Below are 25,598 nucleotides of genomic sequence, written 5' to 3' on the forward strand. Positions count from 1 at the left end.
CATGAACTGCCCATGAACTGCCCGATGAAAGAGGAGCCGTCCCGTGACTGCGTCCACCAGCCCCGCCCAGCAGCTGCGGTTGCTTGCCGTCCATGCACACCCGGATGACGAGTCCAGCAAGGGCGCCGCAACCATGGCAATGTATGCCGCCGCGGGCGTCGAGGTCATGGTGGCCACCTGCACGGACGGCTCGCGCGGGGACATCCAGAACCCCGCCATGGAGGATGCCCCGCATCCCAAGCGCGACATGGCCGGCGCCCGCCGCCTGGAAATGGACAATGCCGCCGCCGTGCTGGGGATCCGCCAGCAGTGGCTGGGCTTTGTGGATTCGGGCCTGCCCGACGGCGATCCCATGCCGCCGCTGCCGGCCGGCTGCTTCGCGCTGCAGCCACTGGAGCGGGCCGCGGCGCCGCTGGTGCGCCTGGTGCGGGACTTCAAGCCCCACGTGATCATCAGCTACGACGAAAACGGTGGCTACCCGCACCCGGACCACATCATGGCCCACAAGGTTGCAGTGGAGGCCTTCCATGCTGCCGGCGATCCGGAACGCTACCCGGGCACCGGCGAAGCCTGGGCGCCCGGCAAGCTGTACTACGACCGTGCCTTCAGCCCGGAACGCTTCCGGGCCCTGCACTTCGCGCTGGAGGAAGCCGGGCTGCAGTCGCCGTATGCGGAGCGCCTGGCCGCGTGGCTGGAGGCCGACGCCGAGGGCCACACCCCGCCGGCCACGGGGAACCGGACCACCACGCAGATTGACTGCGGGGACTTCTTCGAAGCCCGCGACGACGCCCTCCGCGCGCACCGCACGCAGATCGATCCGCTGGGCTTCTTCTTCGCGGTGTCCCCGGAGATGCAGCGCAAGGCCTGGCCTTGGGAGGACTACACGCTGGTCCATTCCAACGTCCCGTCGGAGCTGCCTGAAAACGACCTCTTCGCGGGGATAAGATAGGACTGCCGGCTGCTTCTATCGCTCGTAGAAGTCGCCGGGCCGCCCAATTGCGGCCCGGCCCCTTGCCGCGGAAGCAAACCGGCAGGAATCAGCTCCCACAGAAGGTTTGAACCGTGCACCATTTGCTCCTCACCCTGGCCACGACCCCGTCGCCTTCCCCGACGCCGTCGCTGCGCCCCGGTCTGTCCGAAGACCAGGTCACGCCGGGTACCTGGGGCTTCCTTCTGACGGCCTTCATCGTGGTGCTGACCACGCTGCTGATCGTGGACATGGTCCGCCGGATCCGCCGCGTCCGTTACCGCGGCCAGGTGGAGGAGGCCCGTCTGGCCGCCGAAGCCGAGGCGGCCGGAAACGCCCCCACAGAAGCCGACGGCGATGCCGCCCCCGGGGCCCGCTGACACCGGAGCACACAACATGCCCGGGGCCGCAAACGCCCTGGGCGATGAACCGTCGGCCTACCTGCGCCAGCACGCGCACAACCCGGTCCACTGGCGGCCGTTCGGTGATGAGGCCTTCGCCTTCGCCGCAGCCAGGGATGTTCCCGTGTTCCTCTCGATCGGCTATGCCGCCTGCCACTGGTGCCACGTCATGGCCCAGGAGTCCTTCGAGGACCAGGACACCGCAGACTACCTGAACGCCCATTTCGTGGCCATCAAGGTGGACCGGGAAGAACGCCCCGACGTCGACGCCGTCTACATGGCGGCCACGCAGGCCATCAGCGGCCAGGGCGGCTGGCCCATGTCCGTGTTCCTCACCCCGGAGGGCCTGGCCTTCCATGCCGGGACCTATTTCCCGCCCCGGCCCATGCCCGGGAGCCCCTCCTTCCGCCAGGTGCTCGACGCCGTCCGTGAGGCCTGGCTGGAACGCCGCGACGCCGTCGAACAGAACGCCCGCGGCCTGGCCGTCCACATGGGCGAGGGGCAGCTTGCCGCCGCCGTCGCGCTCGACGGCCCACCCGCCGTCGTGGACGCGGAGATGCTGTCCGAAGCCGTCTGCGCGCTGGCCCGTTCCGAGGATCCCGACGGCGGCTTTGGCGGCGCGCCCAAGTTCCCGCCGTCGGCGGTGCTCGAGTTCCTGATCCGGCACGCCGCCATGCCTTCGGACACTGCCGAAACCGCGGGCGACATGGCCGCCCGGACGCTGGCCGCGATGGCCCGCTCAGCCCTGTGCGACCAGCTCGACGGCGGGTTTGCGCGCTATTCGGTCACGGCCGAGTGGTCCGTCCCTCACTTCGAGAAGATGCTCTACGACAACGCCCAGCTGCTGCGTGTCTACACGCACTGGATGCGCCTGGGCGGCAACGGGGTCTTCTCGGCAGGGGAGGCCGCGGAGGTGGCGTCCCGCTGCGCGGACTGGATGCTCGCGTCGCTTGGCCTGGGGTTGGGGCTCGGAACCGGCGCGGGTCCGCAAGGACTCGCCTCCTCGCTCGACGCCGACACCGTGGTGGACGGCGTGCACCATGAGGGCGCCGCCTACCTGTGGACCCCGGAGTCGCTGGGCGAGGTCCTGGATGAGGTCCTGGATGAGGTCCTGGGACTGGATGGTGCCGGGGCAGTTGCAAAGCTCATGAACATCCGCGGCGCCGGAACAGTGTCGGAGCTGGGCTCGCCGCTGCATCCGGGCCGCCGCTTGGAGGGCCCGGAGCTTCGGCTGTGGGAGCGTGCGCGACCCGTTCTGCTGGCCGCCCGCGCCCGGCGTCCCCAGCCGGCCCGCGACGACAAGGTGGTTGCTGGCTGGAACGGACTCGCCGTGGCCGCCCTGGCGGAAGCCGGTGCCGTGCTGGACCGTCCCGGACTCGTTGCGGCGGCCGCCGGCGTGGCCGGGTACCTCGAACGCGTCCACTGGAACGCGGATGCAAGGCTGCTGACAAGGGTCTCGCACGGCGGCGCCGCCCGCGGCATCGGCGGCCTGCTGGAGGACTACGGCTTCTGCGCCGAGGGTCTCCTGGCCCTGTACTCGGTCACCGGAGAAAGCCGATGGTACGCCCTGGCGGAGGACATCATCGGGGCCGCCTGCTCCCGCTTCGTGGCCGAGGGGAGGCTGGTGGATTCGGCGGGCGAGTCCGCGCAGCTCTTCAACGCCCAGGGCCGGCAATCCGTGCTGGATCCCTTCGACAACGTCACGCCCAGCGGAGCCGCGGCCTTCGCTGGCGTGCTCCTGAGCTATGCAGCCTATTCCGGCTCACACGAGCACCGGTTCATGGCGGGGAACATCCTGGGGCTCCTGCCACCCGTGGCTACGAGGGCTCCCCGGGCTGCGGGCTGGCTCCTGGCAACGGCGCAGGCGGCCCTGGCCGGCCCGGTGGAGGCCGCCATCGCCGGGCCTGACGGGTCCGCCCGGCGCGGACTGCACCAGGCGCTGCTGGAATCTTCGAGCCCGGGGCTGGTGGTCGCCCTGCAGCTCGACGACAGCGGTGCGGACGGTGCCGGGGGTGGCGGCAGTGCCGAAGGTTCCCAGAGTGCCCGGCGGCAGGTCCCGCTCCTGGCCAACCGTTCAGCCGCTGCCGACGGCTCGCCGCAGGTGTATCTGTGCCGAGCGATGGTGTGCGACCGGCCGGTGGGTTCCGTGCGTGAGCTGCGGGAGCGCCTGGCCGCGATGACCGCGGGAAACCAGCAGCCTGGGCATGACGCCTAGCTCAGCACCGCCATCATGATTGCGATGAAGTGGGCCGCGAAGGCGAGCACCGTGAAGGCATGGAAGAGCTCATGGAAGCCGAAGTTCTGCACGCTGAAGTTGGGCTTCTTGATGCCGTAGAACACGGCGCCGGCGATGTAGAGGGCCCCGCCAAGGCAGATAAGGACGGCGGCGGCGGCGTTGGCCGCGAAGAACTGGGGGAGATAGAACAAGGCGCCACAGCCCAGGGCCACATAGATCGGCACATAGAGCCACCGCGGCGCCCCGGTCCAGAGCACCCGGAAGAGTACGCCCAGGATGGCCCCGGACCAGATCACCCACAACAGGAGTACGGCCTGCGAGCGCTCCAGTAGTGACCAGGCCAGCGGCGTATAGCTGCCCGCAATGACCAGCATGATGTTGGTATGGTCCAGGCGCTTGAGCAGCATCCTGACCGGCGGGGACCAGTTGCCCCGGTGGTAGACGGCGCTGACGCCAAAGAGCAGCACGCCCGTGACAGCGTAGACAACGGACGCGACTTTCCGGTCCGTGCTGGGTGCCAGGGCGACCAGGATGATGCCTGCGGCGACAGCCAAGGGGGCGGCCACGGCATGGATCCACCCGCGCCAGGTGGGCTTGGTGGTGAGGAGCTCGGCCATTGTTAAAGAGTAAGCTACGGAACGGTAAGTTACCCGTGAGTAGACATTTCTTTGGCTGCCGTCAGGGGCCTCTGCACCGAGCGCCCGGCTTAGGCAGGTAGCCTAGAACATGCAGCTGCGGCGCCACCGCCGCCGCTGAAAGCAGCCGCAAATGGCTGCTGGCCGGTCCGCGGCCGGCCCCGCACCGCCGTCGTCAACTCAAAGGGAGTCAGGTGAGCATCCGGATGGAACTTCCCGGTTTCCTCTACGGCTTCTACGAACGCAAGCTGGCCCGCTCGCTCGATCCGCAGCGGATTCCGCGGCATATCGGCGTCATGGTGGACGGCAACCGCCGCTGGGCGAGGCAGTTCAACGCGCCCACCAGCCAGGGCCACCAGGCCGGCGCCGACAAGATCCACGAATTCCTTGGCTGGTGCCAGGAGCTGGGCGTCAAAGTTGTCACTTTGTACATGCTGTCCACGGACAATATGAGCCGCTCCGGCGAGGAACTGGACCTGCTCATGGGGATCATCGCCAACACCATGGACCGCCTGGACGAGGACGAGAACATTTCCGTCCGCGCCATGGGTGCCCCGGAGCTCCTGCCCGACTACCTCGCCGAGCGCCTCAACAAGCTCACCGCCCGGACACCCATCCAGGAAAAGATCCACGTGAATGTCGCCGTCGGGTACGGCGGCCGGCGGGAAATCGTCGACGCCGTCCGGGAACTCCTGCACGAAGCCGCCGCCGAGGGGCGGGGCATGGCCGAGGTGGCCGATGCCCTGTCCGTGGACGACATCTCGCGCTTCCTGTACACGCGCGGGCAGCCCGATCCCGAACTGGTCATCCGGACCTCGGGTGAGCAGCGGCTTTCGGGCTTCCTGATGTGGCAGAGCGCCTACAGCGAGTTCTACTTCTGCGAAGCGCTGTGGCCGGCCTTCCGCAAAGTCGACTTCCTGAGGGCCCTCCGTGACTATGCCGGGCGCCAGCGGCGCTTCGGGGCGTAGGGCCGGGCGCCCTGTGAAATCCCGTTAACCCGGAATTCACCGCCTCGACACACGACAGGCCGCCGCGCCTACGCGGAAATGTAACCGCGCAGGAATACGTTAATCCCATTAGCAGGCAAACTGCCCGCTAATCGGGGAGGCCAGTAGATGGAGCGGATTTTCGCACCGAATACAGGGGAGGCCACGCCCGGCCTTCAGGCCGAACCGCCTCACCAATGAGCCGGGCGACCGCCCGGGGCTGGAGTCGATGTGGCTATTTCTGAGCAACTGCCCGTTGTCGTTTCAGACGAGGGAAGTTCAGCTACCTCTCACACCAAGCGGGCCTCAAAAGGGGCGCGGACAGCACCGTCCGCTGCGAGCCGCAGCTACGTAATTGACACGTCCGTCTTGCTTTCGGACCCGCATGCGCTGCTGCACTTCGCCGAGCACGAGGTGATTGTGCCGATCGTGGTCATTACCGAACTGGAAGGCAAACGCCATGATCCGGAACTGGGGTACTTTGCCCGCAAGGCGCTCCGCCTCCTGGACGACCTGAGGATCGAACACGGCGGCCTCGACCACCCCATACCGCTCGGCGGCGATGGCGGACACCTGCGCGTCGAGATGAACCACATCTCCACCGAGGTCCTGCCCGCAGGATTCCGCGGCGGCGACAATGACAGCCGCATCCTGGCCGTCGCCAAGAACCTGGCCAACGAGGGCCACAACGTCACGGTGGTGTCCAAGGACCTGCCGATGCGCGTCAAGGCCTCGGCCATGGGCCTGCACGCAGACGAATACCGCAACGAACTGGTCAAGGACTCGGGCTGGACCGGCATGGCTGAAGTGGAAGCCAACGAGGAGGAAATCACAACCCTCTACGGCCACGAGCCGGTCTTCATACCGGCGGCCGCCGAACTGCCCGTGAACACCGGCCTGGTGCTGCTGTCCAACCGGGGCTCCGCCCTCGGCCGTGTGGGCGCCGACAAGCAGGTCCGTCTCGTCAAGGGAGACCGCGACGTCTTCGGACTGCACGGGCGCTCCGCAGAGCAGCGCCTCGCGATCGACCTGCTGATGGACCCGGCCGTGGGCATTGTGTCCATCGGCGGCCGGGCCGGCACGGGCAAGTCAGCCCTCGCGCTTTGTGCGGGCCTGGAAGCCGTCCTGGAACGCCGCGAACACCGCAAGGTGATCGTGTTCCGGCCGCTCTACGCAGTGGGCGGCCAGGAGCTCGGCTACCTGCCCGGTTCCGAGGCCGAGAAGATGAACCCCTGGGCGCAGGCCGTCTTCGACACCCTCGGCGCGCTGGTCAGCCAGGAAGTCGTCGAAGAAGTCATGGACCGGGGCATGCTCGAGGTCATGCCGCTCACGCACATCCGCGGCCGCTCCCTCCACGACGCCTTCGTGATCGTTGACGAAGCCCAGTCCCTTGAGAAGAACGTCCTGCTGACCGTCATGAGCCGCATCGGGCAGAACTCCAAGATCGTCCTGACCCACGACGTCGCCCAGCGCGACAACCTGCGCGTCGGCCGGCACGACGGCGTCGCCGCCGTCGTCGAGACCCTCAAAGGTCACCCGCTGTTCGGCCACATCACCCTGACCCGCTCCGAACGCTCCCCGATCGCAGCCCTGGTGACGGAACTGCTGGAGGGGGCCGAGATCTAAGCCGGCTCTCTGTTCACGAGGGGCCGTGGTCCAGTTCGTCGGACCACGGCCCTTCTCCGTCGCTTGACAACTATAGAAGGGACGGCGAAGGACCACTACCTGGCGGACCCAGCCACCTTCAGGCGATGCCGAGGAATGTGGCGAACTCTTTGTGGCCTTCTACCTTCAGGGTCCAGTCGGGGCGTTTGAAGGATTCGGGGGTGAGGCGGACGCGTTGGACGTCTTCTGTTTTGGGGCCCCAGCTGGTGCGGTAGATGCCGTTGAGCTCGTAGCCGAGGGAGCGGGAGACGCCGAGGGACTGTTCGTTCCAGGCGGCGGCTTCGGATTCGGCGACGTTCGCATTCAGGTGGTCGAAGGCGTAGCTGACGACGGCGGCGCGCATCTCCTTGCCCAGGCCGCGGCCCTGCCCGGACCGCTTGAGCCAGGAACCGGTGCTGACGGTCTTGAGTGCCGTGAAATTCTTGGCCTCGACGTCCTGGCAGCCGATGAACTCATCGTTGTGCCAGATGCCCAGGAGGAGCGTCCACGATTCCGGCGCCATTCCCGCACGGCAGCGCCAGTACCAGCGGGCCATGTTGGGGCCCAGTTCCTCGTCGGGCAGCTCCGTCCAGGGGTTGCTGAAGGGCGAGCGGCCGGCGTCGTGGATTCCGCTGCGGGCCGCCGCCACCGCTGCCGGGATCTCCTCGTCGCGGATGGTCCGGAGTACCAGGCGGGGCGTGGTCAGCGTGAGTCCAAACGGGGGCCAGACGGCGGTGAGCGAAGTCATCCCAGAAGCCTAGCGGGTTCCACACGCCCTGCACTCCGAACTCGGCGCCGGGCAGCGGTCAGGCGGCCGGGCCGATGTCCCAGGAAATGTGGCGGCGCACGTCCGTGAGGTTCATGGACTCGGCCAGGAAAAGGTCATCGAGCATGTATTCTTCCACGGCGAGGATCTTCATCCAGTGGCCGGTGCCCGAACTGTCGCCGTCGAGGGACTGGCTGGCGACGCACACGCCGGTGCCGGTGTCGATGCGGACCAGGGTGCGGCCCGGATGGGCCAGGGGATCGGCCGGATCCGCGGGTGCATAGTTGCGCCCCGGCCGGACAATCGCCTCAAGGGCCATCCGGCCCTCGTGCTCCACTTCCCGGATCTCGTCCACGTCCACGGGATTGGAGTCCGGGAATTCCATGGGCACGGGAGCGTTTCCGGCCAGCTCCACGGGATCCAAGGCGGCGGCCAGCCGGCTGTTGCCGAACGACGGCTCGCCGTAGGCGGCTTCCGGTCGGCGCCGGACCAGGCCTGCGCCGTCGTACACCGGCGTCACCAGGTGGGCAGGCAGCAGCCAGGACTTCCGCGTGGCGCTGATGTAGAGGCCATCGCGGGAATCGTTGATCCCTGTGGTGCTGTACAGGAGGATGCCGTCCGGCGTCTCCAGCCTGAGGGCCCCGGGCCGGCGCAGCCAGGCGCGGACCATGTCGGCGCCCGTTCCCGGCCGGTCGAGGTATTCGAACCTCAGGCTGGTCCACTTCCAGGGCGAGGACCGGCACAGATTCCTGAACGTGGAGGACATGTCGGCCTGTTGATTGCCTTGCTGGCTACCCTGTCCAGCTGCACTGAAGCGCCCCATATCCACAGTTTAGCCTCAGGCCCCGCGCGGCCGGCGGGAAAACCGGTAGCATCCGAGTGTGATCCGACGACTTGCCGCCCTCTGGGACGCCAGCCCCTGGGGCTTCTGGCTGGTGATCGCGGCGTGCCTGTATTTTGCCGTGATGGCCGTGCGCCTGACCATCATCGATGTCCGCCACCACCTGCTGCCCAACCGGATCGTTTTCCCGTCCTACGGAGTGGCCGGTGTCCTGCTGCTGGGGGCCGCGGTGCTGGCTGAGCTGTCCGACGCCGCGGTTCCCGGGAAAGTGCCCGACGGCGGCGCGAACCTTTTCGGGGTCCCCGGGCTGGGGATCGTGGCCGGGGGAGCCGTGCTGTGGTTGTTCTATTTCGTCTTGCGCGTGATCTACCCGGCGGGCATGGGCTTCGGCGATGTCAAGCTGGCGGGCGTGCTGGGCCTCTATCTTGGCTACCTGGGCTGGGCCCACGTCTTTGCCGGGACGTTCGCGGCGTTCCTGTTCGGCGGTGTGTGGGGCATGGCGGTACTGGCCACGCGCCGCGGGACCTTGAAATCGGCGATTCCCTTCGGGCCGTTCATGCTTGCCGGCGCAGCCGCCGCGATGCTCCTGCTGCCGGCCTGACGGCCTGCTGCTTGCCTGTCAGGCTGCCTGTGGGACCATGGCGCACTGGCGGCGGGCTCTGGCAGTGAAGACCGGGGATTGAACGGCGGGCCCGTTGGGTGCATGCTCGTGCATAGCCGGGCGCAAGGGGCATAGCCGGTCAGAAGGGGATGCCCGTGGGAATTCGAAACAGGACCCGTCCGGCGGTCCGTGCCGCGGCGTGCGGGGCATCCCTCCTGGCAGCGGTTATGGCCTGCGGCGGTGGCGGGCAAACGCATCGGCACGGGACCACCCAGTGGGCACCGCAACCAACAAACTGAAGGAATCCTAGGCCATGGGTGCACCCGACTTCGTGCTCAGACTCCGCGAGAAAATCGGCAACGATCCGCTCTGGCTGCCTGCGGTGCGTGGTGCCGTTTTCGACGACGAAGGCCGCGTGCTGCTGTGCCAGCGCTCCGACAACGGGCACTGGACCCTGATCTCGGGGATGCTCGAACCGGGGGAACATCCCGCGCCCGGGCTGGTCCGGGAAATCTTCGAGGAAACGGCGGTGGTGGCGGAGACCGAGCGGATCATCGCCGTCGGCGTCGTGGGCCCGGTGACCTTCCCCAACGGCGACGTGTGCGACTTCCTGGACATCGCTTTCCGCTGCCGGTACGTCTCCGGGGAGGCCCAGGTCAACGACGACGAATCCACGGCCGTCGGGTGGTTCGCCCTGGACGAGCTGCCGGAGATGAGCGCCGGCCAGCTCGAAGTCCTCCGGTTGGCTACGGAACCCGAAGGTCCCGTGGCCTACCAACTCGAGGACTGAGGCTGACGGACCCGGGCCCCGGCGCGGTCCTCGTCAGCCGGCTGCACTGCCTGCGCATCTGTCGGTGCGTCGGCCGGAGCCTCTGCCTTGGCGGTGCGCTCTGCTTCCAGGCGCTCCGCCTCCTCGCCGCCCACGGCCTCGCCACGGGCCACCATGCCGGCGGTGTCCGAGAGCGGGATCTGCTTGAGGGTGATGGCAAGCAGCAGTGCGACGGCGATGAACGGGATCAGGTACCAGAACACCGGGGCCAGTGAATCGGCGTAGGCGTTGATGATCGCGTCCTTGATCTGTGCCGGCAACTGGGCCAGCGTCTGCGGGTCCAGGGTGCTGGTGGACCGGGATGCCTGTTCGGCCGAGGCTCCGGCACCGGTGAAGGCGTTGGTGAGGGACTCTGCCAGGCGGGTGGTGAAGATCGAGCCGAACACGGCCACGCCCAGGGAAGCGCCCACTTCGCGGAAATAGTTGTTGGTGCTGGTGGCGGTGCCGATCTGCTCGGCCGGGACGGCGTTCTGCACCACCAGGACGATGACCTGCATGATCAGGCCCAGGCCGGAGCCGAAGATGAAGAGCTGCACGCAGATCACCCAGATGGGCGTGGAGGCCGTCAGTGTGGTCAGCCAGAGCATGGCCACGATGGTGAGGGCGGCGCCCAGGATCGGGTACATCTTGTACTTGCCGGTCTTGGAGATGTGGATGCCGGAGTAGATGGAGGTGCCCATCAGGCCCACCATCATCGGCAGCATGAGCAGGCCGGAGACGGCCGCGGACGTCCCGGAGGACATCTGCAGGAACGTCGGGACAAAGGCGATGGCCGCGAACATGCCCAGGCCCAGGGTGAAGCCGATGGCCGTGGCATTGACGAAGATCCGGTTCCTGAACAGGCTCAGCGGGATGATGGGGTCCTCGGCCCGGCGTTCCACCTGGATGAAGAGGAACGCGGAGAGGACCATGCCGGCGCCGAACGCCCAGGTCAGCGGGGAATCCCAGCCTTCGTCCTTCTTGCCGCCGAAGTCGGTGAAGAAGATCAGGCAGGCGGTGGCGGCGGAGAGCAGCAGCACACCGAGGATGTCGATGCGCTTCTCGGCCTTCTTGTTCGGCAGGGTCAGGGTGAACCAGGCGATGGCGAACGCGGCGATGCCGATGGGGATGTTGATGTAGAAGGCCCATTCCCACGTCAGGTGGTCAACGAAGAAGCCGCCCAGCAGAGGGCCGGCCACGGCGGAGAGGCCGAAGATGGCGCCCAGCGGGCCCATGTACTTGCCGCGGTCCTTGGCCGGGACGATGTCGGCGATGATGGCCTGCGAGAGGATCATCAGGCCGCCGCCGCCCAGGCCCTGGAGGGCACGGAAGATCACGAAGCCCCAGAAGTCCGTGGCGAACGCACAGCCCACGGACGCGGCCGTGAACAGGCCGATGGCAATGAGGAACAGGTTCCTGCGGCCCAGGACGTCGCCGAACTTGCCGTAGATGGGCATGACGATGGTGGTCGCGAGCAGGTAGGCGGTGGTGATCCAGGCCTGGTGCTCCACGCCGCCCAGCTTGCCCACGATGGTGGGCATGGCGGTTGAGACGATGGTCTGGTCCAGGCTGGAGAGCAGCATGCCCGCGATCAGGGCCGAGAAGATGATCCAGATTCTTCGCTGGGTGAGCAGCAGCGGTTCCGCCGGCTTCGGGAGGGTAGTCATGCGTGGTCCTTTGAGGTGTCGGCGGGCGTGGTGTCCAGCGGTTGGGAGAAGAGCTTTTGGGCCGCCCTGAGGTTCGTTTCGAGCAGCCCGCGGTAGGGCCGGGTGTTGTCTTCGGAGAAGAACTGCTGGGCCGTCCTCTTGGAGACCGCACCGAAGACAGCCGCCGCCATGATGATTTCCGGGTGCTCAGGAGGCAGGCCCTCGCGGGCCGCAATGAGCTCGGCAAACTGGCGCTCCCGGGCTTCGCCTTCGAGCGTCATCCGTCCCAGCAATTGTGGTTCTGCCTTGATGGCCGCGATGAGCTGGTGCACTTCCGCCCGGCTGACGGCCGAGCGCTCCATGATGGTGAGCGTCAGGTGGTGCAACGCCGCGAGCAGCGTGCTGGAGATGGTGTTCGGCATGCGGCCAGGGTTCAGGGTGAAGTCCGCCAGGGCATCCTGGGGAAGGTCATCGGAGAACGAGCCAATGACGGCGTCTTCCTTGGAATGGAAGTAGTTGAAGAAGGTTCGCCGGGAGATTCCGGCTTCTTCGCAGACTTCCTCAACCGTGTAGCCGTTCAGTCCGCGGTCTGCCGTCAGGGAACGCGCGACGGCGGTAATCGCCGACCGCGTGGCAGCCCGCTTACGCTCGCGGAGACTGCCGTCTATATTTGCACTATTGCTCACATAGTAAAGTTTTGCACTCTTGCATTAAAAGTGCAAAAAGATAGCCGTGTGCCGTCTCTCACATCCACCCGCGTACGCCAACGGCCGGCACCTTCTCGAAGAAAGGTACCGGCCGTCGTCGTGCTTTAAGTCTTAGACCAGAAGTCAGGCCTTGTGTGCCGGGGACGTCATGGTGGTGACGTCAAGGGCCTTGTCCAGCTCTGCCTCGGAGACCTTGCCTTCGCCCTCACCAACAAAACCGAGCTTCTCGGTTGCCTGGCGGATGGTCAGACCCTCCTTGACGGCGATCTTGGCGATCTTGGCGGCGTTCTCGTACCCGATGAACTTGTTCAGCGGCGTCACGATGGACGGGGAGGCCTCGGCCAGGAAGCGGGCGCGCTCCACGTTGGCGGTGATGCCGTCGATCATTTTGTCGGCCATGACGCGGCTGGTGTTGGCCAGCAGGCGGATGGACTCGAGCAGGTTGGCGGCCATGACGGGGATGCCGACGTTGAGCTCGAAGGCGCCGTTGGTGCCGGACCATGCGATGGCGGTGTCGTTGCCGATGACCTGGGCGCAGACCATGATGGACGCCTCGCAGATGACGGGGTTGACCTTGCCCGGCATGATCGAGGAGCCCGGCTGCAGGTCCGGGATGGCGATTTCGCCGAGGCCGGTGTTGGGGCCGGAGCCCATCCAACGGAGGTCGTTGTTGATCTTCATGAAGGAGATCGCGATGTTGCGCAGCTGGCTGGAGCCCTCGATGAGGCCGTCGCGGTTGGCCTGCGCCTCGAAGTGGTCGCGGGCCTCGGTCAGCGGCAGGCCCGTGTCGGCAGCCAGGAGCTCGATGACGCGCTCCGGGAAGCCTGCCGGCGTGTTGATGCCGGTGCCCACGGCCGTGCCGCCCAGGGGAACCTCGGCGACGCGGGGGAGGGAGGCGTTGATGCGCTCGATGCCGTAGCGGACCTGGGCAGCGTAGCCGCCGAACTCCTGGCCCAGCATGACCGGAGTGGCGTCCATGAGGTGGGTACGGCCGGACTTGACGACGTCCTTGAACTCCACGGCCTTGCGGTCCAGGGAAGCTGCCAGGTAGTCCAGCGCCGGGATCAGGTCGTTGATCAGGGCCGAGGTGGCGGCAACGTGCACGGACGTCGGGAAGACGTCGTTGGAGGACTGGGAGGCGTTGACGTGGTCGTTCGGGTGGACAACTTTGTCGCTCCCGGCGGCGGCGAGGGCGCGCGTTGCGAGCTCGGCGATGACCTCGTTGGTGTTCATGTTGGAGGAGGTGCCCGAGCCGGTCTGGAAGACGTCGATGGGGAAGTCGCCGTCGTACTTGCCGGCGGCAACCTCATCGGCAGCAGCGGCAATCGCCTCGGCGAGCTCACCATCGAGCACCCCCAGTTCGGCGTTCGCCAGTGCAGCGGCCTTCTTGACACGGGCCAGGGCCTCGATGTGGGTGCGCTCGAGGGTCTTGCCGGAAATCGGGAAGTTCTCCACGGCGCGCTGCGTCTGGGCGCGGTACAGGGCGTTCACGGGGACGCGAACTTCGCCCATCGTGTCATGTTCAATGCGGAATTCAGCAGTGGAAGTCATGGGGCTAGCTTAGGGCGATCCGTCCCCACTCCGAAAACCCGGACCCGCATGCTACGGGTCCTCCCGCTGTGCCCGGAGCCTCGCGGTTCCGGGCGCCGGCGGTGCCCCCTACAGCTTGCCGATGCCGGAAACCAGCGCGGCCCGGCCTTCATCCAGCTTGTAGGAAAGGCCGACGACGGCCACCCGGCCGTCGTCGATGGCGTCCGAAATCACACGGGAACTGTCGGCCAGGCGCTTGGCGGTCTGCTTGACGTGCTCCACCACCATCTCGTTGACGTCATGCTGCTCGTTGCGCAGGGACGTCAGGACCGAGGGCGTGATGCGTTCCACGAGGTCGCGGATGAAGCCCACGGGCATGTCACCGGTTTCCACAGCGGCCTTGGTGGCGCTCACGGCACCGCAGCTGTCATGGCCCAGGATGACGATCAGGGGAACGCCGAGCTCGCTGATGCTGTATTCGAGGGAGCCGAGGACGGCGTCGTCAATCACCTGGCCCGCCGTGCGGACCACGAAGGCATCGCCCAGGCCGAGGTCGAAGATGATCTCTGCGGCGAGGCGGGAGTCGGAGCAGCCGAAAATGACGGCGAAGGGGTGCTGGTGCTCCAGGAGCGACGAACGCCGGGACGCGTCCTGGTTGGGGTGCAGGGATTCACCGGCAACGAATCGCTCGTTGCCTTCGCGCAGACGGCGCCAGGCAAGGGCAGGGGTCAGGTAGGTAGCCACGGGGCTACTTTACGGTGCGGTGGTGGCCGGCTGCGACACTGTTTCGCCGGGCTTCGCCGTTGAAGTCGGCATAGCGGGAAGTACGGCCGGGGCGCTGTCTACGGATTTCACGACGGCGGCGGCCACGGTGGCGAACTCGTCCAGGCTTGCCGTGCCGCTGAGGATGATGGTGGTTCCCCGGTACACGAGAATCATGCTGCGGGTGTCCTTGCCCGAGTCGCGCAGCTCCCATTCCTGCCCGCCGGCGTTACGCGTGCCCGTGACGGGGGCGTTCTTGGTCTGCTGCAGGAGCCACGTCGGGTTCGCCTTGCGGGTCTGCGCGACGCCGATGAAGGCCTCCTTGGGAGTCAGGTAGCCAATCTCCCAAATGGGCACCCCGCTGGCGGTCCCGGAATCCCATCTGGCGTAATTGGGACTGAATGTGTCGCCGAGCTCCGGGGCCACGGGTGTGAATCCCGCCACATCCGCGGCGTTGGCCGCGATGGCAGACACATTCACGTTCGGCCGATAGCCATCGCTCTTCGGAGCCGGGTTCATCAGCACGATCGGCAGGAAGGCCAGGACGCAGACCAGCAGCGCGATGACCATGCCGATCACCGAGGCATTGGCCCGCTTTGCAGCCTTGGCGGCAATGACGGGCTTGATGGGGGCCGGGTCTGCGTGGACCCGGTTGGCCTCGGCGGTGTCCGACGGGGCGGCGGCTGCGGGCTTGTCCTGCGTTTCACTCACCCTTCCATAGTCCCTTATCCCGGTGGCGAACACACATCCGGGGCCGGGAGGGCGGGCCGGAGCGGGAGGTCATCCCATGACTCGGGGAGGGTGCGACGACTATGATCGTTCCTAGGGGAACCCCTGCAGTTGCCTTCCGCAGCTGGTCCTGGTCCCATGAATCGTCACTCGAATGAAGAGGTTTAAGTGTCTACCGCACCAATGACCCAGCAGTATTCCACGATTTCGCCGTCCCTGGCTGTCGGCCTCGACGAACCCGACCGTAACCTCGCACTGGAGTTGGTCCGCGTCACCGAAGCCGCGGCAATTGCCGGTGGCCACTGGGTAGGTTTCGGCGACAAGAACAAGGCAGACGGCGCCGCCGTCGATGCCATGCGTTCGTTCCTCCACACCGTCCACTTCAACGGCGTCGTTGTCATCGGCGAGGGCGAAAAGGACGAAGCCCCCATGCTGTTCAACGGCGAGCAGGTCGGTGACGGCACCGGCCCCGAGTGCGACGTCGCCGTCGACCCCATCGATGGAACCCGCCTGACGGCCCTCGGCATCAACAACGCCCTCGCCGTCCTGGCAGTTGCCGAACGCGGCTCCATGTTCGATCCTTCCGCCGTGTTCTACATGGAGAAGCTCGTCACGGGCCCCGAAGCCGCCGACATGGTGGACCTGCGCCTGCCCGTCAAACAGAACCTGCACCTGATCGCCAAGGCCAAGGGTGTCAAAGTCAACCAGCTCAATGTCATGATCCTTGACCGTGACCGCCACCGCCCGCTGGTCGAAGAGATCCGCGAAGCCGGCGCCCGCACCAAGTTCATCATGGATGGCGACGTGGCCGGCGCCATTGCCGCCGCACGCTCCGGCACCGGCGTCGACGCCCTCATGGGCATCGGCGGCACTCCGGAAGGCATCGTCGCTGCCTGTGCCATCAAGTCCCTCGGTGGCGTCATCCAGGGCCGCCTGTGGCCCACCTCGGACGACGAGAAGCAGAAGGCGATCGATGCCGGCCACGACCTCGACCGCGTGCTTTCCACGAACGACCTCGTCACCTCGGACAACTGCTACTTCGCCGCCACGGGCATCACCGACGGTGACCTGCTCAAGGGCGTGCGCTACTCCAAGGACAAGGTGCTGACGCAGTCGATCGTCATGCGCTCCAAGTCCGGCACCATCCGCTTCGTCGACGGCGAGCACCAGGCCAGCAAGTGGGAAGGCTACGCCCGCAAGAGCTAGCCCTTTCCCGCCTTAGCGCGAACGAACACTTGAGGCCCCGGATCCTTGCGATTCGGGGCCTCAAGTGTTCGTTCGCGCGGGGAGTTTGACGGGGGCCTGTGGATAACCGCTTCTTGAGCTGCCAGGTGTTGGACACTGGGGCATGCCACGAAAGCCATTGCCGGAAGAATTGCTCACCGGATCATTCACCTCGGCCGCCGCCGAGGGTCTTGGCGTGCCCGGAAAGCGGATCCGGGCCGCCGACGTGTTCATCCCCTCTCGCAGCATCAGGGTGCCGTTGAACGGCAGCGCCGATGCAGCCGCGAATCTCCGGGCCTACACGGATCTGGACGACTCATCGGTCCTTACGCACCATTCCGCCGTGCGCATTTGGGAAGGCAGCCTTCCTGCTTGGCTCCAGGAGGACTGGCGGATCCACGTTGCTCGTGACCGGGCCGGGAGCAAACCCCGGCGCCGCAATGTGGTGGGTCACCGCATGACATTCCGGCCGGGTGAAGTGGTGGTGCACGACGGCGTGCGGGTCACCATTCCGGCGCGGACGTGGCTGGACCTTGCCGCGTTGCTGAGCGTCGATGACCTGGTTGCACTCGGCGACTCCTTGGTGGTGGCGCACGGGCCGGACTTCCCGAGGCCGAAGACAGCCCTGACAGCGATCGATGACCTTCGGCGCATGGTCGCCGCGCATCCGGGGATGCGTGGAATGCGGACGGCCCGGCTGGCGCTTCCGGAAGTCAGGGTTGGCGCCGATTCCCCGCAGGAAACCAGGATGAGGTTGGTCCTTTCGCGAACCGGGCTTGGCGAACCGATGCTCAACCACGTCATCCGCAACAGCTGGGGCCAGCCTGCTGTTTGGCCCGACGCGGCGTACCCGCAGCACCGGATAGCGCTCCAATATGACGGCGGGCATCATGCCGATCCGAACCAGTATCTGCACGACATCAGGCGGCAGGCCACCACCGAGCGGCTGGGATGGAAAGAGGTACGCGTCAGCAAGGAAGACCTCGAAGGCGAGAAACCGTTCCTTGTTGAAAAGGTACGGGCAGCACTCCGACCCCTTGGATTTGGATCGGGTTCCTCCGCGGGTACCTCGCATGGCTGACTTCGGGTTGGCCGAGCGAACACTTGAGGCCCAGAATTCGCGAAAATCGGGGCCTCAAGTGTTCGTTCGCGCAGGGGGAGGGGAGAGGTCAGCCTAGCGGAGCTTCTCGCGCAGCTTCCGGGCCAGCTGGTAGGCGCCGTAGCGGAGTTTGTTCACCGGCAGGTCCCAGGTGCCCGGGTAGGCCACTTCGCGGCCGCCGAAGGACTTCTTGAAGGCCGTGAAGCCTGCCCATTTGTGGTCCGGCTGGTCCTCGGGGGCCACGCCCCACAGGTCCACGTACTTGAGGCCCTTCTCCTTGGCGTCGGCCATGAGCGTGACCAGCAGCGGGATGCCTGCGCTGAGTTTGCGGTGGGCATCGTCCAGCGCGGCGTGGGCGTAGGTACGGGTATCGGCCGAATCGTAGGCAAGGGCCGCCGCGATGGGCTCACCCTCGAGCTCGGCGATGAACAGTGTCCCGGCACCGGCGGGCAGCAGGGAACGTGCCACACTGCCCAGATAGTCGTCACTCTGCGGTTTGAAGCCGTTGCGGGCGGCCGTCAGGTGCAGGAAGTGCAGCAGGATGGAGATCTCTTCCGGATCCTGCGAGGAACGGAACGTCACACCCTTCTTGTGGATGTTGCGGTACAGGTTCCGGTTGGTCGGCTTCATGCCGGCCAACACGTCCTTGAAGTCACCCTCGAGGTCTACGATCCAGCTGAGCTCGGGCTGCTGGTTCGATGGCGCCGGCAGCAGGCCGCGCGCCCGCAGGAGGGTCCCGGCGTCGGCAGTGGGGAACCCGGCATCCACCGGCTCCATCCGGACAAACACAGCCCGCTGCTTCACGGCGAGGGCCCGCAAAGCCGCCACGGCGTCGTCGAACGCTGCCAAAGTCTCCGCAACCGGACCGTAGGGCGCGTAGAGGACCTTGCCCGCCGGATTCTTCTCTTCGATGGCGAGGAAGCTCCACCCCGGGCCGCTCTGCTGGTGCACGGCGCGCCCGAGGGAGCGCTGGAAGCCAGCCCACGCGCCGGTCTGCAGGAAGAACTCCATGCCTCAGTTCCCGAGCCCGGTGGTGACGGCGAAGGCGACGCTGGTGCCGGCACCGGAGGCCGGGTGGACCATGACGGGGTTCTCGGCGTCGGGGATGAACGCCGCGCCGCCGCGCTGCAGCGGCAGGTCGCTCTTGGGAGAGTCCAGGACCACGGCACCGGAGACCACCACGACGACGGCGGGACCGGTCTGTGCCAGCGGCACCGGCTCGGCACCGGGCTTGAGTTCGATGCGCTGCAGCTGGAACTCGCGGAACGGCGGCCGGTAAAGCTCCTGGCCGTAGGCCGTAGGCGCTGCCTCGATGCGCGGCACGCCGAGGGCCTCGAACTGGATAGTCTTGCTCAGCTCCGGGATGTCCACATGCTTGGGGGTCAGGCCGCCGCGGAGCACGTTGTCCGAGGACGCCATGACCTCGACGCCCAGGCCATGGATGTAGGCGTGGATGTTCCCTGCAGGCAGGTACACCGCTTCGCCGGGGTTCAGGAAAACCAGGTTCAGCAGCAGCGAGATCAGCACACCGGGGTCGCCCGGGAAGGCGTCGTTGATGCCGAGCACGGCGGTCAGCGCCGCGCTGTGCGGCTCCATCGGGGCACCCGATCGGAGCACGGAGATGACCTGGTCCGAGGCGGCAGTGACGTCCCCGCCACCGGCGATCAGGCGGCTGAAGGCCGCCCGCAGCGCAGCGGACTCGTCGGCGCCGGAGAGGTCCGCAATGACGCCATCGATGACCGCGGGGACGTCCTGGGCCGCCGAGTCCAGGACTGTGGCGAGGTGTTCGAAGATGGCCCGCGATTCGGCGGCCGCGCGGAAACCGCACAGGGCCTTGAACGGGGTGAGCGCAAAGATCATTTCCGGTTTGTGGTTGTCATCGCGGTAGTTACGGTCGGCCGAATCGGCTGCCATCCCGGCCGCGTTCTCGCGGGCAAAACCTTCCCGTGCCTGTTCGAGACTCGGGTGGACCTGCAGGGACAGCGGCTGCTCGGCCGCGAGGATCTTGGTCAGGAACGGCAGGCGCGGACCAAACTCGGCAAGGCTGGCCTCGCCCAGGAAATGCCCGGGATCGGAGGCGATCAGTTCGTCCAGGGCCACGGTGGAGCCGTCGGGGCGGGTGGCCGTGGACGGCGAGTCGGGGTGCGCCCCGATCCACAGCTCGGCCTCCGGGCCGCCGGAAGCCGGGCGTCCCAGAAGCTCGGCAATCGCCGTCGTCGATCCCCAGGCGTAGGGTCGCAAAACGTTCTCAATCTCGTACACAGCAGGGTGTCCTTGTCGTTGTGCTGGAGGTGCGGTCTTGGAGCGCGGCCCGGCTAGAGCGCGGCACACTGTCCGTTGGTGGCCACGAGGTCGCGGATGCCCTGTTCGTCGCCCTGGGCCTTGAGCCCGTTGAGCAGTTCGACCGTGATGGGCGTTCCGTCCGGAGTGGTGGTGACGGGGGTGAAGTCCGACGACGCCGGCGAGGGCTGCTGCCCCGTGGCCACGCCGCTGGCCTGCGTCTCGGGAGCCAGGCCGCCGGCCTGGAGGCCGCCGCCGGCAGTGCGCTGCGGCAGCAGGGCGTCGTCAGCCTTCGGCGAGCCCTGTTTCAGGAGCTGCTGGACCCGGGCGTGGATCTGGTCGAAGTCCGGGACTGTGGAGAACGAGGCGTCAAAGTCCGGCGGGCCGATGGTGAGGCGCTGGACCGGCTGGCCCTTGGACTTGATCGCCAGGTCCACGAAGCTGCCCAGCTGGGCCGAGGAGATATTGGACTCCACCACCTTGGTGCCGGCGTTCGCGATGTCCTCGAATTTGGTCAGCAGGGTGGCCGGATCCAGCTGCTTGAGCATGGCCTGCTGCACGCACTGCTGGCGGGCAATGCGGGCGTAGTCGTCCACGAACTCGCGGGACCGGCCGTACCAAAGCGCGTGGAAGCCGTCCAGGTGCTGCTCGCCGGCCGCGATCCAGCCTTCGGGCATGCCGTGGATTCCGTTGATTTCGTCAACGGTGGGTCCGCTGATGGGCACCCAGCCGCCGGCCTTGATGCGGATGCCGCCCATGGCGTCGATGAGCTTGGCGAAGCCGTCCATGTCCACCAGGACATAGGCCTGGACGGTGATGCCCAGCGTCCCGGACACGGCCTCCATGGTGGCCTGGGCCCCGGGGTCGGCCACACCGGGGTAGAGGTCCTGGTAGTTGTTGGTGACCTCGGTGTTGATGGCGTTGATGAGGCATTCGTCGCCGCAGTCGTAACCGTCGGGGTAGATCGCCCGCATGGGCGATTCTTCGCTGAACCGGGCGTTCTGCAGGTTCCGGGGGATCGAGATGATGGCGCTCTGACCGGTCTTCGCGTCAACGCTGATCACGGAGAGGCTGTCCGGGCGGCGGCCGGTGCGGTCGTCGCCGGCGTCCCCGCCCATCATCAGGAAGTTGTAGCGGCCGTCCACGGGATCGATGGCCGGGCCGGAGTTGAAGATGCTGCCGATCGCATTGCGGCTGACATTGAGGACGTGGGCCAGATAGCCCAGCGAACCGCTGCTGATGACCATGGCCACCACCACGGCGATGCCCACAATCGGGCGCATCCCGGGTGCCAGGAGGGCGGGCCGGATGATCTTGAAGGTGTTGATGAACAGCAAGGCCCAGCCGATGGCCAAGGCCACGAGCACCACGATCACCAGGAGCGAGGCCACCGGGTGGGTGACGATGTTCAGCAGGAGGGGCCGGTTCAGCAGGAGCACCAGGACCGCAAGCAGGGCCAGGGCCCAGACGGCGAGGGTGATGCGGAGGGCCACGCGGCCCAGCCGCCGGTCCCCGGCAACCAGCTGGGCGCTGCCCGGTATGAAAACGGTCAGGAGGACCAGCACGAAGGCGCGCTTGGTACGGACCGGTGCGCTGGCACTGGCCGGGTAGCGGACGGGATCAGTCAGTGCGCTCCCGTGCGGCTGCGGTCTCTTCGTGCTGGTCGACATCAACGGTTCCTAACGGCCACTCCGTGCTGAGACATTGGCCTGCGAGAAGACCTCGGCTACCTTATCGCGAAGGTTGGCGCCCTTCCTGGTAGCGACATCGTTGAGTTCCTGGGCGAAGTCCACCAGTTCGGCGCGGAGCCGGACGGCAAGCTCGTCCGTGCCGGAGGCCAGCATGCGTACCGCCAGGAGGCCGGCGTTGCGGGCTCCGGCGATGGACACGGTGGCCACGGGAACGCCGGCCGGCATCTGCACGATGGACAGCAGAGAGTCCATGCCGTCCAGGGTCTTCAACGGCACAGGCACGCCGATGACCGGAAGCGGGGTGACGGAGGCGAGCATACCCGGCAGGTGCGCCGCGCCGCCGGCGCCGGCGATGATGACCCGCAGGCCGCGTTCGTGGGCGGTCTGGCCGTAGCGGATCATTTCGGTGGGCATGCGGTGGGCGGAAACGACGTCGGCCTCGAAGGGGATGCCGAATTCTGCCAGTGCGTCCGCAGCGGCTTCCATGACGGGCCAGTCGGAATCCGAGCCCATGACCAGGCCGACGATCGGGGCGTTCTCTGCACTCATGCTGTCTCCTCGGAGGTGTTCGCAGCAGGCATCCTGCCGTCGCGGATGATGTCGGCCACCGCGGTGGCACGGCTGCGGATGGAGTCAAGCTCGGCAACGGAGGCCCCCACCAGGTTCACATGCCCGATCTTGCGGCCCGGACGGACCGACTTGCCGTAGCAGTGGACCTTGGCGGACGGTTCGAAGGAGAGAGCCATCGGGTACGCCGCGAAGAGGTCCTGGTTGTCGCCGCCCAGGAAGTTCTTCATGACCACCACGGGGCCCAGGGCGTCAGTGGCCCCCAGAGGTAGGTTGAGCACGGCCCGCAGGTGCTGCTCGAACTGGCTTGTCACGGAGCCGTCCTGCGTCCAGTGGCCCGTGTTGTGCGGGCGCATGGCAAGTTCATTGATGAGGAAGCCGACGCCGACGCCGGGCGTTTCGAACAGTTCGGCCGCCATGACGCCCGTGACACCGAGCTCGTTGGCGATCCGCAGGGCGGCTTCCTCGGCTGCCGCGGCAACTTCGAGGGGGATGTCCTGCGCCGGGGCGATGACTTCATCGCACACCCCGTCCACCTGGACAGTGTGGACCACGGGCCAGGCACGGGATTCGCCGCCGGGGGTCCGGGCAACCAAAGCGGAGAGTTCGCGGCTGAACTCCACCTTGGCCTCGGCCAGGAGCGGGCTCATGGCCTCGAACCAGTCAGCGGCGCTGCGGGCGTCCTCGGGGGAGTCGACGATGCGAACTCCCTTTCCGTCGTAGCCGCCGCGCGGCGTCTTGAGGACCACCGGCCAGCCGATCCGGTCGCCGAAAGCGACGAGTTCCTCCACGCCGTGCACCGCGGCCCAGGCGGGGTTGGGCAGGCCAAGGCGGTCGATGGCAGCGCGCATGACGAGTTTGTCCTGGGCGTTGACGAGGGCGTCAGGGCCGGGCTGCACGTTGACGCCTGCCGCCTGCAGGGCGCGCAGGTGCTCGGTGGGGACGTGTTCATGGTCGAAGGTCAGGACGTCCAGGCCCTTGGAGAACTCGAGGAGAGCATCAAGGTCCTTGTAGTCGCCCACCGGGGCCGTGGCCACGGCGTTGACGGCCGAAACGTCCTCCCCTTCAGCCAAAACGCGGAGTTCGAAGCCGAGAGCGGTGGCCGCCGGGGCCATCATGCGTGCGAGTTGGCCGCCGCCAACCACACCTATTACTGGAAAAGTCACAAGGTTCAGCCTACCGAACCAGCGGCTGGAACATGGATTCTGTGCCCCTCGGCAGCCGGAGCGCCCCGTGGACTGCCGGCTGGATCGCGGTCCCTTCCGGTTCCTCCAAGGAATCGGCGCTAAAATGGCTGTGGCCCATCGGCCGCATATTCAACGGCCATGGAGGGTCATGATCACCACACTTGCAGATCGCATCCGCGGACTCGCATCGCTTTTTTGGCGTGAAGTAGCCAAATTCGGCGCTGTTGGTGGCGTGGCTTTTGTCATTGACAATGGCCTCACGTACTACCTCATGCACGGTCCCATGGCCGACAGTCCCTCCAAGGCACGCTTTGTGGGGGCCGTGGTCGCCACGATTTTCTCGTGGATCGCGAACCGCTTCTGGACCTTCCGGCACCGCCGCCAAGACAATGTGCTGCGTGAATTCGTGATGTTCGTCATCATCAACGGCATCGGAATCGGCATTTCCACCGGCTTCACGGCGATCGCCAACTACTGGCTGCACATCACGGACAAGAACATGCTGTTTGCCGCTGGTGTCCTGGGCATCCTGGTGGCCACGGTGGTCCGTTTCTTCGCCTACCGGTTCCTGGTGTTCAACAAGGAACTGGACGAAGAGCCGGAGTTCTCCCACGACCACGAGCTCATCGAACTGCACCCCAAGCCCAGGGCGGGCGAAGGGGCCGCAATCGACAAGGACACCGCCGCGGTCAAGAAGCGCTGACGCGCTCGTTGTCCAGCAGGTGCTGCGTAACGTCGACATCCGGGTGGACCAGCACCACTGAGCCGTCCTGCATCCAGGCCCCGAGGGCCGCGGCGAGGGCTGTTTCGAGCCCGACGCCGGCGCGCACCAGCAGCCTGACCCCGGGCTCCTGGGCCTGCGCGAAGCCGTCCAGCAGGCCACCGTGGTGGTGTGCGGCGGAGCCCCGAAGCGCCGGCATCGCCTCTTCCGGTTCGTTGTGGGCCATGAACACATCGCCGTGCGAACGGACCTCCGCGGCATAGTCGACGACGCCGGCGGGCAGCTCCCCTGGCCAGCGCATCGCCAACGCGGCGAGGGGAACGGCCACCACGGCATTGAAGCCGCCGGAACCCACCTCCGGGGTGTCTGTCACGAGCAGTTCGGCGTCGCCGCCGTCGAGCACCAGTTCCATGCCCAGCTGCCATCCGGCCAGGGCCCACACGAACGATTTCCAGTGCGCCGGCAGGTCCACGCGCAGACTCATCCCGGGCTCGGCGTCCAGCTCGTCCTGCAGCAGGTTGCTGGTCTTGGCCACCCAGTTGTCCAGAACGCGGCCGGACAACTCCACGCGTTCGGAGTCCGGGCCATACCAGGTCAGGCGCGGGTAGGTCGCATGGCCGGACCGGAGTGCGGTCATCAGTTTCATCGCCGGAATGCTCATGGCTACATCTTGTCACGGGGCCGGGCGGCAGGCTCCTGGGAATGTGAATTGCGCCACGTTTCCGGGCCCTTGGCGGACGGACGCGCGCTGCCGTGCATCTGGAATTTCCCTGAAATTCAATGAATATGCATGCGAACTGATGCAGGGCTTTCGTTTCCCTCCTGCCCGGCCAAACGTGGGCGCAAAACACGGGGCGTGGCGCATCGCGCGTTTCTACAGGAAGTTGATTATTATCCAGCGCGGCTTGACGGCTGCGTAGTTACACACGTGTAATTAGGTATAGACCGCCGCTGCGCAAACATCAGGCACACCACCGAGTGCCGACGTTCAGGACAGCAGCTGCAACATCAGGAGGGGCGCCATGGGGCAAGCGTTGCCTATTCAGCAAGATGCAGTCGTCGCAGAACATGCGTCAGTGAAATACCGGTCGCGGGGTGTGCCTGGGGATTGGTACGTCGACCCGGCGGATCCGGAAGCGGCGGACCGCTACAGCGACAATGTCCAGCAATCGCTTGAGGAGCAGGCAACTGCCCTCCTCGCGGCACATGAGGCATTGCTCGGCGATCCGGGAGCTCCGGACGATGATCTGGATGACCCTCCCATGGAGTTGCGGCGTCCGGTCGATAACCCCTCGCAGCCGGTGTGGATCGGGCTGCCCCGCCAGGACGACTTCGATGATGAAGGCGAACTTGGCTGGCAGAGCGATGCGCTCTGTGCCCAGACCGACCCGGAAGCATTCTTCCCCGAAAAGGGCGGCTCCACGAGGGACGCCAAGAAGGTCTGCGGAGCCTGCAACGTCCGCTCGCAGTGCCTTGAGTACGCTCTCGCGAACGACGAACGTTTCGGTATCTGGGGCGGGCTGTCCGAGCGTGAACGCCGTCGGCTGAGGAAGCGAGCGGTCTGATTCAC

General features: G+C 66.8%; 25 protein-coding genes. 11 read left to right on the plus strand and 14 right to left on the minus strand.

The annotated features are described in order from the left end of the window. The first annotated feature begins 43 nt into the window (after window positions 1-43). The 3 genes from mca to NVV90_RS05775 all read left to right on the plus strand — a co-directional run bounded on the left by mca (window position 44) and on the right by NVV90_RS05775 (window position 3,583). Entirely contained in the window at window positions 44-949 is a 906-nt protein-coding gene (gene mca / locus NVV90_RS05765) for a mycothiol conjugate amidase Mca (RefSeq protein ID WP_258440238.1), read from the plus strand. Window positions 950-1,062: 113 nt separating this feature from the next. After that, complete coding sequence (locus tag NVV90_RS05770) at window positions 1,063-1,347, plus strand: hypothetical protein (RefSeq protein WP_258440239.1); 285 nt, start codon at window positions 1,063-1,065, stop codon at window positions 1,345-1,347. 16 nt (window positions 1,348-1,363) lie between these two features. Further along, window positions 1,364-3,583 (plus strand): thioredoxin domain-containing protein, encoded by a 2,220-nt coding sequence (locus tag NVV90_RS05775; RefSeq protein WP_258440240.1) that lies wholly within the window; start codon window positions 1,364-1,366, stop codon window positions 3,581-3,583. Here NVV90_RS05775 and NVV90_RS05780 read toward each other — a convergent pair. Continuing rightward, window positions 3,580-4,221, minus strand: coding sequence for a hemolysin III family protein (locus NVV90_RS05780; protein WP_258440241.1), 642 nt, complete (start codon window positions 4,219-4,221; stop codon window positions 3,580-3,582). The genes NVV90_RS05775 and NVV90_RS05780 overlap by 4 nt on opposite strands. 224 nt (window positions 4,222-4,445) lie before the next feature. On the opposite strand from NVV90_RS05780, the gene NVV90_RS05785 reads away from it, so the two are divergent. Next, a complete protein-coding gene (locus NVV90_RS05785) occupies window positions 4,446-5,207 on the plus strand; it encodes an isoprenyl transferase (RefSeq protein ID WP_258441082.1) in 762 nt (253 codons plus the stop codon). 249 nt (window positions 5,208-5,456) lie between these two features. Next, window positions 5,457-6,851 (plus strand): PhoH family protein, encoded by a 1,395-nt coding sequence (locus tag NVV90_RS05790; protein ID WP_258440242.1) that lies wholly within the window; start codon window positions 5,457-5,459, stop codon window positions 6,849-6,851. Between the two features lie 118 nt (window positions 6,852-6,969). On the opposite strand, the gene NVV90_RS05795 is transcribed toward NVV90_RS05790, so the two are convergent. After that, entirely contained in the window at window positions 6,970-7,617 is a 648-nt protein-coding gene (locus NVV90_RS05795; RefSeq protein WP_258440243.1) for a GNAT family N-acetyltransferase, read from the minus strand. 58 nt (window positions 7,618-7,675) lie between these two features. Beyond that, window positions 7,676-8,401 (minus strand): hypothetical protein, encoded by a 726-nt coding sequence (locus tag NVV90_RS05800; RefSeq protein WP_258440244.1) that lies wholly within the window; start codon window positions 8,399-8,401, stop codon window positions 7,676-7,678. Between the two features lie 115 nt (window positions 8,402-8,516). On the opposite strand from NVV90_RS05800, the gene NVV90_RS05805 reads away from it, so the two are divergent. Together NVV90_RS05805 and NVV90_RS05810 are read left to right on the plus strand one after the other, a co-directional pair. Next, a complete protein-coding gene (locus NVV90_RS05805) occupies window positions 8,517-9,077 on the plus strand; it encodes an A24 family peptidase (protein WP_258440245.1) in 561 nt (186 codons plus the stop codon). A gap of 313 nt (window positions 9,078-9,390) precedes the next feature. After that, window positions 9,391-9,867: an NUDIX domain-containing protein gene (locus NVV90_RS05810; RefSeq protein WP_258440246.1), complete on the plus strand. Its 477-nt coding sequence runs from the start codon at window positions 9,391-9,393 to the stop codon at window positions 9,865-9,867. Here NVV90_RS05810 and NVV90_RS05815 read toward each other — a convergent pair. The 5 genes from NVV90_RS05815 to NVV90_RS05835 form a co-directional block, all read right to left on the minus strand. After that, window positions 9,849-11,552: an MDR family MFS transporter gene (locus NVV90_RS05815; protein ID WP_258440247.1), complete on the minus strand. Its 1,704-nt coding sequence runs from the start codon at window positions 11,550-11,552 to the stop codon at window positions 9,849-9,851. The two genes, NVV90_RS05810 and NVV90_RS05815, sit on opposite strands and share 19 nt — an antisense overlap. Then, entirely contained in the window at window positions 11,549-12,217 is a 669-nt protein-coding gene (locus NVV90_RS05820; protein ID WP_258440248.1) for a TetR/AcrR family transcriptional regulator, read from the minus strand. Before NVV90_RS05820 ends, NVV90_RS05815 begins: the two co-directional genes overlap by 4 nt. A gap of 144 nt (window positions 12,218-12,361) precedes the next feature. Next, complete coding sequence (locus tag NVV90_RS05825; RefSeq protein ID WP_258440249.1) at window positions 12,362-13,789, minus strand: class II fumarate hydratase; 1,428 nt, start codon at window positions 13,787-13,789, stop codon at window positions 12,362-12,364. 108 nt (window positions 13,790-13,897) lie between these two features. Then, window positions 13,898-14,512, minus strand: a complete 615-nt coding sequence (locus NVV90_RS05830) for a carbonic anhydrase (protein WP_258440250.1) — start codon at window positions 14,510-14,512, stop codon at window positions 13,898-13,900. A 9-nt stretch (window positions 14,513-14,521) separates the two neighbouring features. Beyond that, window positions 14,522-15,241 carry a DUF4245 domain-containing protein gene (locus NVV90_RS05835; RefSeq protein ID WP_258440251.1) on the minus strand — a complete coding sequence of 240 codons (720 nt, stop codon included), beginning with the start codon at window positions 15,239-15,241 and terminating at the stop codon, window positions 14,522-14,524. A gap of 201 nt (window positions 15,242-15,442) precedes the next feature. On the opposite strand from NVV90_RS05835, the gene glpX reads away from it, so the two are divergent. Both glpX and NVV90_RS05845 read left to right on the plus strand, forming a co-directional pair. Further along, window positions 15,443-16,465: a class II fructose-bisphosphatase gene (glpX, locus tag NVV90_RS05840; RefSeq protein WP_258441083.1), complete on the plus strand. Its 1,023-nt coding sequence runs from the start codon at window positions 15,443-15,445 to the stop codon at window positions 16,463-16,465. A 142-nt stretch (window positions 16,466-16,607) separates the two neighbouring features. After that, complete coding sequence (locus tag NVV90_RS05845; RefSeq protein WP_258440252.1) at window positions 16,608-17,564, plus strand: endonuclease domain-containing protein; 957 nt, start codon at window positions 16,608-16,610, stop codon at window positions 17,562-17,564. 93 nt (window positions 17,565-17,657) lie between these two features. On the opposite strand, the gene NVV90_RS05850 is transcribed toward NVV90_RS05845, so the two are convergent. From NVV90_RS05850 to NVV90_RS05870, 5 genes are read right to left on the minus strand one after another with little or no spacing between them, the layout of a single operon-like run. Next, window positions 17,658-18,593 (minus strand): peptidoglycan bridge formation glycyltransferase FemA/FemB family protein, encoded by a 936-nt coding sequence (locus tag NVV90_RS05850; protein WP_258440253.1) that lies wholly within the window; start codon window positions 18,591-18,593, stop codon window positions 17,658-17,660. A 3-nt stretch (window positions 18,594-18,596) separates the two neighbouring features. Continuing rightward, window positions 18,597-19,844: a mannose-6-phosphate isomerase, class I gene (gene manA / locus NVV90_RS05855; RefSeq protein WP_258440254.1), complete on the minus strand. Its 1,248-nt coding sequence runs from the start codon at window positions 19,842-19,844 to the stop codon at window positions 18,597-18,599. Between the two features lie 53 nt (window positions 19,845-19,897). Further along, on the minus strand, window positions 19,898-21,532 hold the full coding sequence (locus NVV90_RS05860) for an LCP family protein (protein WP_258440255.1): 1,635 nt from the start codon (window positions 21,530-21,532) through the stop codon (window positions 19,898-19,900). A gap of 9 nt (window positions 21,533-21,541) precedes the next feature. Continuing rightward, on the minus strand, window positions 21,542-22,102 hold the full coding sequence (gene purE / locus NVV90_RS05865) for a 5-(carboxyamino)imidazole ribonucleotide mutase (RefSeq protein WP_258440256.1): 561 nt from the start codon (window positions 22,100-22,102) through the stop codon (window positions 21,542-21,544). Continuing rightward, on the minus strand, window positions 22,099-23,286 hold the full coding sequence (locus NVV90_RS05870) for a 5-(carboxyamino)imidazole ribonucleotide synthase (RefSeq protein WP_396125348.1): 1,188 nt from the start codon (window positions 23,284-23,286) through the stop codon (window positions 22,099-22,101). Before NVV90_RS05870 ends, purE begins: the two co-directional genes overlap by 4 nt. A 169-nt stretch (window positions 23,287-23,455) precedes the next feature. On the opposite strand from NVV90_RS05870, the gene NVV90_RS05875 reads away from it, so the two are divergent. Further along, the gene (locus NVV90_RS05875) at window positions 23,456-24,010 is read left to right on the plus strand and encodes a GtrA family protein (protein WP_258440257.1); all 555 of its coding nucleotides are present in this window, start codon (window positions 23,456-23,458) and stop codon (window positions 24,008-24,010) included. On the opposite strand, the gene NVV90_RS05880 is transcribed toward NVV90_RS05875, so the two are convergent. Continuing rightward, on the minus strand, window positions 23,997-24,689 hold the full coding sequence (locus NVV90_RS05880) for a TIGR03089 family protein (RefSeq protein ID WP_258440258.1): 693 nt from the start codon (window positions 24,687-24,689) through the stop codon (window positions 23,997-23,999). The two genes, NVV90_RS05875 and NVV90_RS05880, sit on opposite strands and share 14 nt — an antisense overlap. A gap of 361 nt (window positions 24,690-25,050) precedes the next feature. Between NVV90_RS05880 and NVV90_RS05885 the strand changes: the two genes are divergently transcribed. After that, window positions 25,051-25,593 (plus strand): WhiB family transcriptional regulator, encoded by a 543-nt coding sequence (locus NVV90_RS05885; protein ID WP_258440259.1) that lies wholly within the window; start codon window positions 25,051-25,053, stop codon window positions 25,591-25,593. The last annotated feature ends 5 nt before the right edge of the window (window positions 25,594-25,598 follow it).

The organism is Arthrobacter sp. CJ23, assembly GCF_024741795.1.
Taxonomy (GTDB): domain Bacteria; phylum Actinomycetota; class Actinomycetes; order Actinomycetales; family Micrococcaceae; genus Arthrobacter.

What these genes read in the sequence shown, in the direction of transcription:
- purE (WP_258440256.1), bottom strand. Translation starts at nt 22,102, where the DNA reads ATGAGTGCAGAGAACGCCCCGATCGTCGGCCTGGTCATGGGCTCGGAT.
- NVV90_RS05800 (WP_258440244.1), bottom strand. Translation starts at nt 8,401, where the DNA reads ATGTCCTCCACGTTCAGGAATCTGTGCCGGTCCTCGCCCTGGAAGTGG.
- NVV90_RS05795 (WP_258440243.1), bottom strand. Translation starts at nt 7,617, where the DNA reads ATGACTTCGCTCACCGCCGTCTGGCCCCCGTTTGGACTCACGCTGACC.
- NVV90_RS05880 (WP_258440258.1), bottom strand. Translation starts at nt 24,689, where the DNA reads ATGAGCATTCCGGCGATGAAACTGATGACCGCACTCCGGTCCGGCCAT.
- NVV90_RS05860 (WP_258440255.1), bottom strand. Translation starts at nt 21,532, where the DNA reads ATGTCGACCAGCACGAAGAGACCGCAGCCGCACGGGAGCGCACTGACT.
- NVV90_RS05885 (WP_258440259.1), top strand. Translation starts at nt 25,051, where the DNA reads ATGGGGCAAGCGTTGCCTATTCAGCAAGATGCAGTCGTCGCAGAACAT.
- NVV90_RS05850 (WP_258440253.1), bottom strand. Translation starts at nt 18,593, where the DNA reads ATGGAGTTCTTCCTGCAGACCGGCGCGTGGGCTGGCTTCCAGCGCTCC.
- NVV90_RS05785 (WP_258441082.1), top strand. Translation starts at nt 4,446, where the DNA reads ATGGAACTTCCCGGTTTCCTCTACGGCTTCTACGAACGCAAGCTGGCC.
- NVV90_RS05875 (WP_258440257.1), top strand. Translation starts at nt 23,456, where the DNA reads ATGATCACCACACTTGCAGATCGCATCCGCGGACTCGCATCGCTTTTT.
- NVV90_RS05810 (WP_258440246.1), top strand. Translation starts at nt 9,391, where the DNA reads ATGGGTGCACCCGACTTCGTGCTCAGACTCCGCGAGAAAATCGGCAAC.
- NVV90_RS05825 (WP_258440249.1), bottom strand. Translation starts at nt 13,789, where the DNA reads ATGACTTCCACTGCTGAATTCCGCATTGAACATGACACGATGGGCGAA.
- NVV90_RS05775 (WP_258440240.1), top strand. Translation starts at nt 1,364, where the DNA reads ATGCCCGGGGCCGCAAACGCCCTGGGCGATGAACCGTCGGCCTACCTG.
- NVV90_RS05780 (WP_258440241.1), bottom strand. Translation starts at nt 4,221, where the DNA reads ATGGCCGAGCTCCTCACCACCAAGCCCACCTGGCGCGGGTGGATCCAT.
- NVV90_RS05845 (WP_258440252.1), top strand. Translation starts at nt 16,608, where the DNA reads ATGCCACGAAAGCCATTGCCGGAAGAATTGCTCACCGGATCATTCACC.
- NVV90_RS05815 (WP_258440247.1), bottom strand. Translation starts at nt 11,552, where the DNA reads ATGACTACCCTCCCGAAGCCGGCGGAACCGCTGCTGCTCACCCAGCGA.
- glpX (WP_258441083.1), top strand. Translation starts at nt 15,443, where the DNA reads ATGACCCAGCAGTATTCCACGATTTCGCCGTCCCTGGCTGTCGGCCTC.